The organism is Desulfurococcaceae archaeon MEX13E-LK6-19, from assembly GCA_029637525.1.
Classification (GTDB): Archaea; Thermoproteota; Thermoprotei_A; order Sulfolobales; family Desulfurococcaceae; genus MEX13ELK6-19.
Genome location: CP072660.1, coordinates 1,524,152 through 1,538,735 on the forward strand (window position 1 = coordinate 1,524,152; position 14,584 = coordinate 1,538,735).

Consider the following 14,584-nt stretch of genomic DNA (forward strand, 5'->3'; position numbering starts at 1 on the left):
TCTTAGTAGTAAAATAAGTTATTTTGACATTGAGGAAATCAATTACAAAGACTACACATGAATGTACATACATGTTTACAATACTTACTAATATGCTCCAAAACCAATATTATTAACGTGATAGCAATGTCTTCTACTAATAGATACACAGGTTTTACAATAATAGCTATCACGATCCTAGTCACAATTGGCGCCATGAATATTATTGAATCCCTAACAAACCTTAGAAGAACCCAATTAATACCAATGACCGATGAAGCTTCATTCTATCTAACCATTCTTGTCGTAGGAATAATGCTTGTCATAGGAGGGATCGTGTATATATACAGGAAGAACATTGGAGCCGTAATTGCAACAATTGGTACCGTACTAAACCTATACATCCTAGCCATAAGACCTTTCATAAAGCCGCCTTTCACAAGCTTCTACACAATATTCGCACTCACATTAACACCACTACATATACTTGCACTACTATTATTGGCAGTGGATATGTATCTACTGCAAAAAAGAAGAGAAAAAATAATGAAATAATGTCAGCTCAAGGAAGCTGCTTCAGGTAAAGTGTTTTCTCCAAACAGCTTAGTCACCATTAAGGCTGTTGAAGAAGTCAGCCATAGCCCTACTATTCCTGCAGGTACTAGCATGACTACTATACCAAAAATTTTCATGTTTACTACAATTAGAGTAAATATGGAGGAGCAAATAATTGTAATGATCAAGAATAATAACGTGTACTTGAAGTACTCGCTAGTTACAGCAAATGACATTGATGCCTTTAACGCATTAGTTATATCCTTGTCTTTAGCGACGATAATAAATGGCGTAGCGTAGAGAAAATACGATAACACCAAGGTCACGCTTACTAGCATCACTGCAGCTATGGGATTCCCGTACACCAGGAATACTACAAACACTATGACAACAAAGTAGAACAACAAATTATAAGCAATGACATCAACAACTCTATTCCATCCTGCAACACCATTTAGCCCAATACCTTTCTCGAAAAGATACCTCAAGTAGATAAACGATACAATACCATAGACTATTGTAAATAGTAAGCCGATCACTATCATCAATACTATTGTAGACTCCGTGACACTATACGATATACCAGCTATTTCTACATAAACGGCTTGCCCACCAATATTTGGGAGAGACACAAGATCCCATAGATCAATAACTTCTTCTGGGAGAAGCGCTTTAAAACCAACATGAAAACCATTGAAGCTCAGCACCCGTGATATACTATTAAAGTCGATAACACTATACAGTATGTTGACCAATATTAATGGAAATACCTTGCCTGCAACATTAACTCCTCTAGAAAAACACTCTACCACATTCATACACATCATCTCAAGCATTCATGCTATTTTAAACTAGGTATGCACAAGCTATATTAGATAATTTCTCTAAGGATTAAGTATCAGTAAGTAATCTTGTTCAAAGATAACTATAAATAATACAATAATGTAAAAACCAGTAAAGTGTAACTCTACATTACCACATTTATTTCTTGGAAAACATAAAAGGTCTCGTATATTTGTCCTAGGTGGCTACAATGTCTTGGTTTGACCTATGTATCTACAAGGGGACGATTGCCCGCGGCGCTGAATGTAATGAAACAGATAAGTCAGCTGTATGGCTACATTCCGTCCATAAGCCCAAATGGTGCTCTAAATCATTCTTTTACATTGTCTCCGGTAATGTGCTGAGAGCAGGTTTCCCTATAGCTGTAATGGGGCGTTTACATAGCCTCTGTATTGAGGTTAGCGAGGACTCGTTGAAGACTTATGGGTCGAGGGAAGTCGAGAAACTCATATATGAGTCTATGAGTGATGTAGTGAAGTCTAAAGAAATCACTCCCCGGAAATGCCTTAAATCACTTTTTTCAACACTGATAGGACATTATCATAAGGAGTTAGCTGATCTAGATCATTCTATTGAGATCAGTATTAATAAAATCATTGAGGGAGAGTGTACCCTAGCTAGTCTGTATCGCTTATATAACAAGTCAATTAAACTCCACAGAGGAGTCCACGGCCTCCTTTACGGCTTGCAAAGACTCAGTAGAACGTATGAAGAGCTTGAATCGCTTGCCGCTGATACTCTCATGCTCGAGAACATATATAGCTCAACAATAGATAGGATCACGAAGGCTTTTAACTTATACTACACTGTGACAAGCGAGAAAACATCCAATCTAATAACTAAGCTAACCATCATATCAGCTATATTCCTCCCACTAACACTCATAGCCGGGATATACGGTATGAACTTCAAGTACATGCCAGAACTATACCATCCACTCTCATACCCAATAGTATTGATAGCAATGGCTACAATAGCTGTAAGCGAACTAATATACTTCAAGAAAAAGAAGTGGATATAAAACTGATATCAGCCAACATATTTTCATGGGGAAAGCACTGTATTTACAATTCTCATCTAGTATTTAGTATTGCGAATACCATGCTTTATTCGGGTGATATATGGATCTTGTTTAAAAACTACGAGGGCTTATCTAAATTACTAGTACTAGAGAAATATTGAGATCACGTGTATTAATGGCAGCAGAATGGTGGATTATTTATGGGTTTTACATTATTCACTGGCATCATAGGCTTCTTTGTCAGTTTCCTTGTCACATTTATTGGTGTTAGCTGGTGGATTAACGTAGGCTCGAAACTCGGGTTCATGAGCCGTGACATGAATAAGCCTGGTGAAGTCTATGCTGTTAACGCTGGCGGTGTATGGGTTAGTGTTGGAGCGAGTTTCGGGGTTCTCACGATCATAGCTTTCCACAGACATGTTTTCAACGAGGATTTCTACTTAGCAGAATACATGGCTTTATCCCTCTTGTTGTTCATGGCTAGTTTTCTCGGGTTCCTAGACGATATACTTGGGTGGAAGAAGGGTCTACGGGTATGGCAGAGAGTAATCTTCATGGCTCCACTAGCACTCCCCCTCGTGGTCATCAAAGCTGGTGTAACAACTGTAGCCATACCGTTCCTTGGCAGAGTAGACCTTGGTCTCCTGTACCCATTGGTCCTCGTGCCAATAGGTGTCTTGGGTGCCTCGAATGCCTATAATATGCTTGCCGGATACAATGGCTTGGAGGCAACACTAGGGATCATACTGTTCTCCTCAGCAGCCATCTACGCCTACATGAAGGGCATTACTGTAGCCGTATCCGTGTCACTAGTAATGCTTGCTGCACTCATAGCATTCCTTCTGTACAATAAGTACCCGGCTAAAGTATTCCCCGGCAACAGCATGACCTACGGTGTGGGAGCATACTATGCTAGCACAGTAATACTTGGTAACTTCGAGAAATTCGGAGTATTCCTCTTCACACTATACTTCATAGAATTCCTACTCTTCATCCGCGGCCTCAAAAACCACGTGTATAAGGAGAATTTCGGGAAACCACGTCCAGACGGGACACTCGACGAACCATACGATAAAGTCTACTCGCTAACACACCTAGCAATCAAGATCCAGAAGAAAATCCGTGGAAAAGCGACAGAGAAAGGGGTCGTAGCAACAATATCCATAATGCAACTCATTGTCGCAATCCTTGCATTCCTGATAGCACCTATAGTATAATCCAGTGAAAAACTATTGGTTCTATTGAACTCTTTATACACTTGATTATTTGATGTTTTAGCTAGTAAGGTTTTTTGTTTACAATAACGATACTAGATGAATTGGTGTAGTTGTTATGGATGGTATCCAGCGTATTGTACGTGTTCTCGAGTCAATTGTTCGTGTACCATCGTATAGCCTTCTTGGTGTTGCAGGTAATCGTATAGTTTATCTTAGTACAGCCGAAGGCGTAGTGAGTCTCTGGTCTATGAACTCCAAGGGCGGTGATAGGAGGAAGCTTGCTACAGAAGTACATGGTGTTGCACCTGTTGTCCCGGAAAGCAACTATGTCGTCTACACTAGGGATGTTACTCGTGGACACGAGCTCCATAAACTATTCTATATTGATGCCCGTGGCGGCGAGGAGAAACTAGTTGCCGATACTCCTTTGATGAGGATTTTCGGCATAGGCTTTGATGGATCAAGGATTGTGTTTACTGGTGCTACAGCTGAAGAAATAGCATTGTATCTCGCTAAACTTGATGGGAGCTGGGAGAAGCTCTACAAGCTGGATATAATGGCTTTCGTAACCGATATCGAGGGCAAGTATGTTGTTGGCTTCGGCAACTTGAGAAAAGACCCACGTACATTCGAGTTATTCATATACAATCTAGAGACCAACGAGTTCAAAGTATATACTCCGAAACCTGGCTCGCAAAACAAGGCTCCTGTGATAAGGAATGGGAAGATAATGTTTGAAAGCAATTATGAGGGCAAGAACAGGCTCTACATCTATGATCCTGAATCGGATCAACTAGAGAAACTAGTGTTTAAGCACAGTGACTACGAGAAATATGATCCTGTTGAACACGACTCCTATAATTGGACACAAGATGGTTTGGTATGGGCTGTCGGGAAAAAGAATGGTAGGAGCAAGCTTTTCCTAGATGGCAAGGAGATAAAGACTCCTGAAGGAACTATCCATGGGTACCCCGTGTTCATCAAGGATAAAGTGTTGGTTGCCGTATCAGGGTTGTTGAAGCCTCCTAGAGTACTCGAAGTCAATATCAAGAAGAACAAGGTGAAGACACTAATCGACAACAAGTTACCGAAAGAGATAGAGAAATCTCTAGGAGAAGTAAAGTTTGTGAAATACAAGTCTTTCGATGGACTCGATATACCAATGTACATAGCTCTCTCAAATGAAGCAGGGAAACCGGGTCCAACAGTAGTATATGTGCATGGGGGTCCTTGGAGCGAGGTACGTGACGTATGGAGTATCTCTATAGCGTCACTTGTTGCATCGGGATACCATGTTCTTGCACCCAACTTCCGTGGATCCACTGGGTACGGTGACGAGTTCCGTATACTGGATATAGGTGATCCCGGTGGCGGTGATCTAGAGGATGTAGTCCATGCAGCGAAATGGGGTGTAGAGAACAAGATAGCTGACCCAGAGAAAATAGCCATAATGGGCTATAGCTATGGAGGCTACATGACCTACCTAGCCATGTGCAAACACCCAGAGATCTGGAGATGCGGTGTAGCTGGAGCAGGGGTAGTCGACTGGGAGGAAATGTACGATCTGAGCGACGCCATATTCCGTCAATTCATAGACGTGTTGTTCGCCGGCAAGAAAGAACTCTGGAGAGAACGCTCACCAATAACCTACGTAGACAAGGTAAAGAAACCACTATGCATCATACACCCCCAGAACGACACGAGAACACCACTCAAACCAGTACTAAGATACATGAACAAGCTACTGGAGAAAAACAAGACATTCGAGGCACACATAGCACCCGACATGGGGCATGTCATAGTCAAAATGGATGATGCCGTGAAAATACTATTACCAGCACTAATATTCCTGGAGAGAAACCTAAAGTAAGAAAAACAACTAGTCAAAGCTCTTTTCACTCCCATTGTTTTAAAATAAATAAAATCTTTAGCAGATACTATTTAAGGAGACGATGTGGTGGGGATCCCTGGCTGAAGACGTGATGAGGTTTCGGTCGTTCCGAAGAACTACATTAACCCATATAGATCATCTATTCTCTCTTTATTCCTTGGTTTCTCGATGCTGTTAAGGGACTCAATTATCATGTCTGCTGCTCTAACACCGCTTTCCAGCAGAGGAGTTACGTCGGGGAATGGTAGTGTTGCACCGAAGATACTTGCTGCAGCAAGTCCTGTCGCCAAGATCATGTCTTCTATAACCCATTGTGTTTTCTCAACGACATCCCGTGACCCAGGGACAACGGGCCCAGGGCCTTGTGGTACTACTCCGGGTCTCAGGCTCTCGATAACAGATATTGTGGGTTCTGCAGACAATCCACTAGCATCAATAAGGTATTTTGACTCAACAACACAGTGATCCTCCATTAACCCGTGGTCCTCGCTAGGTATTCTGAGAATCGCTCCAGCAAACCATAGCTCCCCGTTTTTCTCAACAAAAAACGGCTCTATATCATAACCTGTTATCACTACTCCTTTCCTACCATAGATACCCACGAGTAGTCTAGACAGTAATTCCAGTGAATCAATCCACACACCACGAGGGTCGCCAGCATCCATGCGGGTTTCTAGGCCAACGTCTCTGAGAACCCTATGTTCAACATAGACTTTCCCCTCGACACCAGCATAATACGCCGAGGGAACAAGGCCAGGGTTCTTGTCAACAACTACAACGTCTATACCTTGTGATAGCAGCTTATGTGCTGCTGCCAAACCAGAATAGCTTAAACCAACAATTACTACAGTTGATTTAATACGATTACTCTTATCCAAAGCCAATACACCATAACGACCATACTATAGTCTAGATAGACTGTAGATGCGTTAATAATAGTTGCGATGAAGACGAGAATATGGGCATAAAATTAGTCGCTGCCGGGTTTGTTTATTGTTCGTAAAGTCTCGATAGTATCTCTAGGCATATCCTACATCTGCTAGGGTCTATACTTGGGTCTATTCGTGCATGATACCTGCATGCATATCCTTTCGCGAGGAAGTAGATTGTTATGCTCACGAGCCCCTTATAGATGGTATATGTGTCTATGTTTTCATAGGCGATTTCCTCAGCCAGCTTCTTTAGTTTTGCATCAACATCTTTATACCTAGAAATATCGATGAGCACTCCTCTCTTCATCGACAAGTATCTTGAAACAGCTGCTTGCGAGATCTCTAGTTTCTCCGCTATTTCTATCTGCTCGAGACCAAGTTCGTTGTGCAGTATTTCCACTAGCCTCCTTCTCATTGATGGGAACAAATACCTGTATCCGAGATCGAATAGTGTTAGCATTTTACAGTACCATTATCTTCTTCATTATTTCCTCGGGATTACGGATCACTTCTGTCATGTCTTCTACTATCTCTAGTGTTCCAAGGTATTTCCCTTTCTCGTCTCTAACAGCCACTATTAGTACTCTGATAATCCTGTCTCCTATTTTCGTCCAGAATTCCCTATAGTTCCTACTAGTTTCCTTCAGCTCCCTTATGACCTTCTTGACCAAGTACTCTAGTCTAGGTGGGTGGCAATACTCTACCTTCCTTCCAATAATGGTTTTCGTCCTTATGAAGCCCTTGGCTATCCTACTGTTTGTGTAGAACTTTACTCTATCATCATTATTTGCGTATGTTAGCTCCAGAGGTAGACTAGCGAAAACAGCCTTGATCTCATTGGTGCTGAGAAATCCTGTATCCAGATCAATATCTTTCTCATCCCTGATCCTGTATTTGTCGGGCTCTATACCCCTATGAGCTATTATACTCTGTAGTTCCTTCGGGAGTTTCTCAAGCTGTTCCTTAGGGACAACCGCTTCTTCTATCTCATACGGGTACACGGGCTTGGCATTAGAAGACCATTCCTCCTCTACCTCAACCAGATAGCCTAAGTCCTTACTCAACTCCTTGATAGCAACCCATTCCCCTTCACTAAACAATGTCCAAATAGTTGGATACAAGATCTTGTTTTCTCTGAACACAAGCTCGGATAAATCCCGCGCTATCTCAAGAGCTTTACTGGCTACATCTCTAGCCTGTTTAAGGTTCTTTATCTCTGTTTCAGCCAAAGTCTTCAATAACTCTCTTATCTTGAGCAAAACACGGTCTTCACGGCCCCAGAGAACTCTGGGAATAGCTACAATCCCTCTTCTCTCCAAGTAAGGAAATATGAGCATCTGTACTTTACGGTAATGTACTCTAATACTCTTGAGCTCTTTAACAATTGTCTTAATTGACTCAATATTACTACGTGCTTCATCAACGTTCTTCGCCCCCAGAACAGCGTTAGCATATAATCCAAGAGCTTCAGCTTTCTTGAGAATATACTCGTTCTCCCTCACTAACACGTCAAGTGGATGACCCTTAGGAACATCTTTGAGTTCCTTGGATGCAAGAAATTCTCTGAAAAGCTCAACATGCAGATCACACAACTTCAAGATCTCACTTATAGGTATACCTTCTCTGATAAGTTCTTGTTCAATCAATGGAATCTCGAAAGGAGACACTTGTAGGAGAACATCTCTAAACTTCTCTTTAATTGATTCAACACTTTCTCCCTGGTGAATACTCTTGAGGAGGTTTTTAATGAGATCTATTTTTCTCGAATCCTTTATTGACACGTGGTATACACCATGTATCCATATGGCTTTACTAGTTTAAAAAGCTGCCTATTATAACAGCGCTATAATAGTTTTTCTGAAAAGAGAAGTATAATAAACGAGTATAATAGCAAAAACTTAATTATGCTAAATATATACATATTGTAATGCATAACAAATAAGTAGGTGCAAAAAATATTTTCATACAAATTACACTGCTAATAAAGTGATCTCACCGCTTGGCTCCATATACGCATAGCCTTTACTAATCATTTTCTGGACTATAAGAGCAGCCCAGTAGTCATGCACTCTAAGTGTTTTAGCCAATTCTCTTACGCTACCTACTTTCTTTTTCTTCTTCATGACCTCTAGTGCTTCACCGACAAGATACTCTATGATTTTATCAGTGTAAGTGTTTATGTAATCAACTATTTTTATCGCTGTATTGGTGTCTACTCCCAAGGTTTCAGCAACGTTCTTCACGCTTATAGCGAGGGGTAGTACACCGCTTTCCCTCTTCTTATTGATATACTCTATTGCAAGAGCTTCTATCTCTTTGAGCTCCTCCTCCACGGATTTCTCGTCGAGCCGGAGAAAGAACTCAAGGTTTATCTCCAGAGTGATCGTCTTCGCTGCTAGAAAGTATTTCTTGAGCGTCTTCCTGCCCTCCTTGACATTCTTAACGATCACAAGACCTGATTTGACTAGGTCATTTAAGTGGGATAGTGCTGTCGGCAGTTTTATCTTCAGCTTATTAGCTATCTCCCCAGCTGTAACACCATTCTCTTTTTCTTCAAGCAGTATCTTGAGTATATTGAGTTTGGGGCCACTATTGAGTGCATCAATAATCCTTCTGGCAGCTAGGGGTCTGTCGTAGGGTATTACTAGTTTCTCGCTCGTCATCGTGCTTACCATCTATTGATTTCTATATCTGCTACTCCACCTGAAATATCGAGGGCTATGTTTAGTTTCGAGGATGCTTCGTTGTATCCTTGCTCAGTATATGGTAAGCTAATCTTGTTGTTGTCCACAGTAATTGTTTCAACACCTCCTGTAATAGAGCCTGTGATGGCTATTTTTGTTCTTGTAGACAGCTTTATCGTTGAGTCAAGAACTCCTCCTGATACCGTTATCGATAGTTTTGATGAACCTGTGAATTCTCTGTATTTGAGGTCCAGGTTGCAGACACCACCGTCAATATCGAGAGTTATGTTGCTGACACCTATGTCTACAGCCTTGAAGTCTATTACTCCCCCCGATATAGTGGCTGTCACTCCCGTTAGTCTACCCGCATTTATATCGAGTTCTACAGCACCACCAGCCACGTTAACTACTAGACTCCAAGTAATATTGTCTGGTACAAGGACCTCTAGGTAGTATCCTTCTACACTAATACTAACAGTATTATTGGTTGTAACAATACGGTATTCTTCTGTACCGGTAGTTCTGAAGAATAATGGTAGTACACGTTCTATCTCATATATTTTGACGATGATTTGACTAGTATTGCTGGTTACTATTCTTACTGCACCCGAGGAAGTACTTATGTCAAGAATCACTGAGTCGGTGACATTGATCTCCTTGGTTTCCACGAGCTTCTTAGTCATGTTAAACCATGATATAAACTTATGGAACCACTCATACCTACCTAGAGGGGTACCGTAGTTCCCGGTAACAATAGCTACTATAGGTACTAGCAAACCCATTATAATACCGGCTAAAACGAATATCCCAATTATTGTTTGAGTTGTGATATTCTCCATCACAAACCACCCCCTATATCCATGAGAATACTACAAGTGTTGGTATGATAACACAGAGAAACACAATGATCACTAAGGGGAGTAGTATTGATGCAAAAGCTCTGCCAACACCATACTCATGTACCTCTGCTAGAGATAATACGACAAGTATTACACCCCAGCATAGACTAATGATTGTGACAAGCATCCATATCACTAGTGATGTCATATAGTCTGCGAACACGTAGACCGGGGCAGCTAGACCATGGATAAACCATGGGATCCAGAAAAACGATAACGCCATTAGCGTCTGTTCAAACCCGTTCTTGCCGCCGAGAAGCACAGAGAATCCATGCACCAACAATCCTATTATAAGCCATAGTATGATTGATGCAATAACACCTAGTACAACAAGACCTCCAAGTGTAGCCGATACCACGAATCCTGGTAGGAAAGGTGCAAAACCCATGGCCTTAATGACAACTGCGTAAGTTGATACAATACTCACCATTATCGAGAAGACCAGCACTATAGCGAATCCATAGTACAGCTCTTTCCTCTCAGCCATCACTATCTTAGCGAACTGCCTTGGCGCCGTAACAGCTGTGCCAAAGTATTCTATGAAAGCTGGAACTCCAGTCAAACTTAGACACCACATTAATGTGAAACCTAACTGGCTTAAAAGCTTTTACCACATGAATAACTCAGCACTGTAATGTGAATCTCTATCACATTGGCTACAGCGGTAAGTCTTTTTACTACAAATAATAGTGACAGTTTCATTATGGGGTAGACATGTAGTGTCTCAGCTAAGGCAGTGTATTGTATTTATATTTGTTTTACTTACAATATCTTCACTGGTATCACCAATGACAAGCAATGTGTTAACCCCAACGCCTCCGATGCCGTCGAAGGATATGTTGAGAAAATTTCTTGAATCACAATATGTGCCCGAAGCAGGATTGCTTAGAGCTGCTGTCTACGCTAAAGGGGAGAACACGACCATCTATGTTGCTTCAGACAACCTCCTTGCTTCTAGGGCTCTACGTGTTCTCGGCAGTCCTCTCGCTGATATAATTAAAAAGAATTTAATGAACTATCCTAACCATGGACACTCTTTTCTACACGAAGTACTCTTGGGTATAAACATACCTGATGAGATAAGGACTTCGAAGGTCTATGTGCTAGACAGGGTTTATTCCCAGAAATTCAACACTGATTTCGTCATCAAATACGAGGTACGTAATGGCTCACTTGTTTTCTTCAACTGGTATAATTTCGCTGACTTAATCGTCTATAAGGCTCTTGATAAAATGCTTGAAGGCAATATTAGTTTTGCCGAAGAGTGCTTCAGGAGACTAATGAGTAAATGGGATGGACATGGTTTCGCTGATATCAGTAGCGATACCTATGAGACATACAAACTCGCATTAGCAATATTCCTTTACCGTGCACTAAAAGCAGCTGGTTCAACAATAGTCGACGAGTACACTGATACAATAAACAAGATCTATGAGATCCTGGTGCAACTCCAGAGAGAAGACGGGGGCATGGTGACACACTACAGGATCGAAGGAGACAGAGTAGTGTATGCTGGTGACGCCAACACCGAGACCACAAGTATTGTTGTGCTAGCTTTGTACAGCAGGTACCCAGACATAATAGGTTCTATTGCGAAACTCTCGAACAGCAAGGTTGTTGGGGTATATTATTACGTATGGTATGGTGATGGAGGCTATGGGAAGGGAAGACACTGGAACAATACTGTCTACGGGTTAGTCCTTGAGGGAGACAAGCCGGTTATAGGATACTACTCGAGTCTAAACAAGAACGTAGTAGACTGGCAGTTATCGCTGATGAAGAAAGCCGGTATAGACGTGGTATTTATATCATGGTGGGGGCCCAAGAGCTACGAAGACTGGGCTGCAAGGATCGTGTTTGAGAAACTCAGGGAATATGGGCTGAAAGCCGCTATACTCGTGGAGCCGTTTCTTGGAGGAGACCCTAATCTCTATGACGAGGAGTTTTGGAATACTGTATTCGACTACATTTACAGGGAATACCTCACCGAGTACACGGACGTGTTCTTCTACCTAAACGGTAAACCGTTGATTCTAGCATACAATCCTATAGGAATGACATACAGACCCAATAGTAATTTATTTGAAGTAAGGATCATTGGAAACGATATCGATAACGCAAAATACCAGGACTGGGACCTGTGGCCAGACTACTTGGCCCCATGGACTAAACCCAAGGACATAGAGCTGAGGATTAGGAGAGACGGCTACGTAGCCATAGCCCCTAGGTTTGATGACATGCACTTCTGTAAACACGGTGTTAGAGTAGGATGCGCCTACAGACTCCTTGACCCAGACTATTCTCTCAACGCATACCGTGAACAATGGAGATGGATTGTCGAGCACAGAGACAAGATAAGAATAGTAGCGATCTACAGCTGGAACGAATACCACGAGAGAAGCATGATCGAGCCACACTACGATGCAACAGCCCAAAACAACTACGACCCATACAAACTATACAACGACACAATAAAATACATCAAGTCATACAAAGAAGGACTCCCAATAGAAATAGAAGAAACCACAACAACACAAACAACAACAGCCACAGAACAAACCAGCGAAAAGGAAGAAACAGAAACCACCACCCAAACACTAATGTCACCCACAATAACAACAACTACAACAACAGCAAGCACTGCAAGTCAACAAACAAGTACTACAACAGCATTAACACAAGATATTATTCCTCCTGAAACACACCACGAAGAAGGCTCCCGGAATATTGTTGCCTTAACCATCTTGATCGCTATACTAGCCACGATAATCCTTCTCTTAGTTATTTTAAAGATAAAGTAAAAGTAAGAAAAACAAACCAAAAACACCCTGTTGCACAACATCAAAAGTACGGATATACCCGAAGCATAAAGTGTGGGGAAAATATTGGAAAAACAATTATTTTACCATCATCTTCTTCATGATGAGAAGCAGAATAACGGTGACCATTATTGCTGCTAGTAAGATGACTATGTCTTGTCTAATCAACGTCTTTGCCTCTTGTTTTTGTTGTTCAGTTGTTGTGGTTGTGGCTGTAGACACAGGTTCTCCAGTATTATTCACCTCAGCGTTACTCATCGGCGTTGATGTAGTAGTCGTTGTCGTCGAGACCTCCTCTATTTTCTCTTCATCTTCATTGTTTCCATTATTTGTTCTACCGTAATACCTGTTAAAGAAATCATCAATACGGACCCTAAACGTTATAGACGATGGCCTGATTTTTGCTGCACCCCAAAGCGGTGAAATAGAGGTTGTAATAACAGCTTCTCCCGTATCGGCATAAATCAAGGCTATTGTTAATTTATCGTATTCATCATGGCCTCTTCCTATAGTTTCTTTGTACATGAACAAGTAGACAGGTCTAATAGTGCCATTAGTTGTTAGACCAATATATTCTTGCAGATTCTTATACACATAATCTACATCAACACCCAGCTCTAGAGACAAAAACTTCGTCACAGTAGCTCTATCATACTTCCAGACAGGCTTCTTCAATACAGGCATACTATTAATTATCTCGGCCACTTTATAGAAGCTTGACAACCCACCAAGACTGAAGTGAAAAGTCGATGAACCCCACCAGTAGAAAGCCATTGCCACCGCTCCATCACTAAAATATGTTCCTTTACTATTTATTATTGCAACAACTCTATTATCATAACGTAACTGAATTGACACACCAATGTCTTTATCAAGCTCGAAAAAGCTTCTATTATACTCTAGGACAGTCACTATCTTGAAGCCCTGATGTCTAAGCTTAAATCCGTAGTGATTTACGAGGTAGTCGTATGCAATCATTGTATAGTTGAAATACTTGTACTTCTCTATAATGTTCGTCAGCTCCTCTAGACCATCTTCTTCCTGGTAATCGCGAGGTATCATAACAGTTATGTCAAATCCATCGAATACAAGCTTATTACCGACAACAACAAAGTCAACACTTACATCAATTGGAATCCTAGATAGTATAACAGTATATCCTTTCTTGAGTAAATCACTATTATCTTCAACTACCGTCATTGAGAGACCATATTTCTCGATATAATTGTAGAGATCATTAAAGTTTTCTCTGAAATACGTGTTAAACCATGATAAAGCCATGCCTACTGCTTGATTCTTATACGTTGGATCAAACTGTAGGTAACCATCCCCAACAATAAGAAGTTCATTAGTTGGTGTGCTGTTTAAATATTGCCTATAGATTTCTCCTTCCCCAACATAATCAATTACCTCCATTAAAACACCAAGTGTTTTCTCAGTTTTCAAAGAATACCCGCTCATATATTCTCTGCGAATATCATCATAAGCATATTTAGCTGCGATCCATAAGTAGTAAGGATGGCTTTGATCCAACATGGAATGCATTAATCTCTTAACAAATTCATCCCACATAGACGCATAAGGACCTGTAGATACATCTACTACGTTACATACTGGTGTCAGCAATATTGCAGTAATCAAAATTACTATAACAAATAATCTACCATAAGACAACAATTTGGATCACTATAGACGTGTAATCCATACAGGACACGTATTTTATATAATATTTCACCACTGGTAT

The 14,584-nt window shown here is 41.1% G+C and carries 13 protein-coding genes; 5 read left to right on the forward strand and 8 right to left on the reverse strand.

The genetic code is table 11. From position 1 onward, the window contains the following. The first annotated feature begins 126 nt into the window (after positions 1–126). Complete coding sequence (locus J4526_07990) at positions 127–534, forward strand: hypothetical protein (GenBank protein ID WFO75002.1); 408 nt, start codon at positions 127–129, stop codon at positions 532–534. Positions 535–536: 2 nt separating this feature from the next. Here J4526_07990 and J4526_07995 read toward each other — a convergent pair whose 3' ends face one another. Further along, positions 537–1,352 carry a hypothetical protein gene (locus J4526_07995; protein WFO75003.1) on the reverse strand — a complete coding sequence of 272 codons (816 nt, stop codon included), beginning with the start codon at positions 1,350–1,352 and terminating at the stop codon, positions 537–539. A 215-nt stretch (positions 1,353–1,567) separates the two neighbouring features. Between J4526_07995 and J4526_08000 the strand changes: the two genes are divergently transcribed. The 3 genes from J4526_08000 to J4526_08010 all read left to right on the forward strand — a co-directional run bounded on the left by J4526_08000 (position 1,568) and on the right by J4526_08010 (position 5,485). Further along, the gene (locus tag J4526_08000) at positions 1,568–2,398 is read left to right on the forward strand and encodes a magnesium transporter (protein WFO75004.1); all 831 of its coding nucleotides are present in this window, start codon (positions 1,568–1,570) and stop codon (positions 2,396–2,398) included. Between the two features lie 200 nt (positions 2,399–2,598). After that, entirely contained in the window at positions 2,599–3,615 is a 1,017-nt protein-coding gene (locus J4526_08005; protein ID WFO75005.1) for a glycosyl transferase family 4, read from the forward strand. Between the two features lie 115 nt (positions 3,616–3,730). After that, complete coding sequence (locus J4526_08010; protein ID WFO75006.1) at positions 3,731–5,485, forward strand: S9 family peptidase; 1,755 nt, start codon at positions 3,731–3,733, stop codon at positions 5,483–5,485. A gap of 137 nt (positions 5,486–5,622) precedes the next feature. Here J4526_08010 and J4526_08015 read toward each other — a convergent pair whose 3' ends face one another. From J4526_08015 to J4526_08040, 6 genes are all read right to left on the reverse strand, one after another. After that, positions 5,623–6,384 (reverse strand): FAD-dependent monooxygenase, encoded by a 762-nt coding sequence (locus J4526_08015; GenBank protein ID WFO75007.1) that lies wholly within the window; start codon positions 6,382–6,384, stop codon positions 5,623–5,625. Between the two features lie 112 nt (positions 6,385–6,496). Continuing rightward, positions 6,497–6,898, reverse strand: coding sequence for a transcriptional regulator (locus J4526_08020; GenBank protein ID WFO75008.1), 402 nt, complete (start codon positions 6,896–6,898; stop codon positions 6,497–6,499). A gap of 1 nt (position 6,899) precedes the next feature. Next, positions 6,900–8,219 carry a DUF438 domain-containing protein gene (locus J4526_08025; protein ID WFO75009.1) on the reverse strand — a complete coding sequence of 440 codons (1,320 nt, stop codon included), beginning with the start codon at positions 8,217–8,219 and terminating at the stop codon, positions 6,900–6,902. Between the two features lie 189 nt (positions 8,220–8,408). Beyond that, a complete protein-coding gene (locus tag J4526_08030; protein ID WFO75010.1) occupies positions 8,409–9,101 on the reverse strand; it encodes a winged helix-turn-helix transcriptional regulator in 693 nt (230 codons plus the stop codon). A 5-nt stretch (positions 9,102–9,106) separates the two neighbouring features. Next, a complete protein-coding gene (locus J4526_08035; protein ID WFO75011.1) occupies positions 9,107–9,961 on the reverse strand; it encodes a hypothetical protein in 855 nt (284 codons plus the stop codon). A gap of 13 nt (positions 9,962–9,974) precedes the next feature. Beyond that, complete coding sequence (locus J4526_08040; protein ID WFO75012.1) at positions 9,975–10,583, reverse strand: YIP1 family protein; 609 nt, start codon at positions 10,581–10,583, stop codon at positions 9,975–9,977. 157 nt (positions 10,584–10,740) lie between these two features. Between J4526_08040 and J4526_08045 the strand changes: the two genes are divergently transcribed. Next, entirely contained in the window at positions 10,741–12,822 is a 2,082-nt protein-coding gene (locus J4526_08045) for a hypothetical protein (protein ID WFO75013.1), read from the forward strand. Positions 12,823–12,918: 96 nt separating this feature from the next. Here J4526_08045 and J4526_08050 read toward each other — a convergent pair whose 3' ends face one another. Next, the gene (locus J4526_08050) at positions 12,919–14,514 is read right to left on the reverse strand and encodes a hypothetical protein (GenBank protein WFO75014.1); all 1,596 of its coding nucleotides are present in this window, start codon (positions 14,512–14,514) and stop codon (positions 12,919–12,921) included. Between the last annotated feature and the right edge of the window lie 70 nt (positions 14,515–14,584).

Excerpts from the sequence above, each read along its gene's own strand:
- J4526_07990 (WFO75002.1), top strand. The coding sequence starts at position 127 with ATGTCTTCTACTAATAGATACACAGGTTTTACAATAATAGCTATCACG.
- J4526_07995 (WFO75003.1), bottom strand. The coding sequence starts at position 1,352 with ATGAATGTGGTAGAGTGTTTTTCTAGAGGAGTTAATGTTGCAGGCAAG.
- J4526_08000 (WFO75004.1), top strand. The coding sequence starts at position 1,568 with ATGTCTTGGTTTGACCTATGTATCTACAAGGGGACGATTGCCCGCGGC.
- J4526_08005 (WFO75005.1), top strand. The coding sequence starts at position 2,599 with ATGGGTTTTACATTATTCACTGGCATCATAGGCTTCTTTGTCAGTTTC.
- J4526_08010 (WFO75006.1), top strand. The coding sequence starts at position 3,731 with ATGGATGGTATCCAGCGTATTGTACGTGTTCTCGAGTCAATTGTTCGT.
- J4526_08020 (WFO75008.1), bottom strand. The coding sequence starts at position 6,898 with ATGCTAACACTATTCGATCTCGGATACAGGTATTTGTTCCCATCAATG.
- J4526_08030 (WFO75010.1), bottom strand. The coding sequence starts at position 9,101 with ATGACGAGCGAGAAACTAGTAATACCCTACGACAGACCCCTAGCTGCC.
- J4526_08035 (WFO75011.1), bottom strand. The coding sequence starts at position 9,961 with ATGGAGAATATCACAACTCAAACAATAATTGGGATATTCGTTTTAGCC.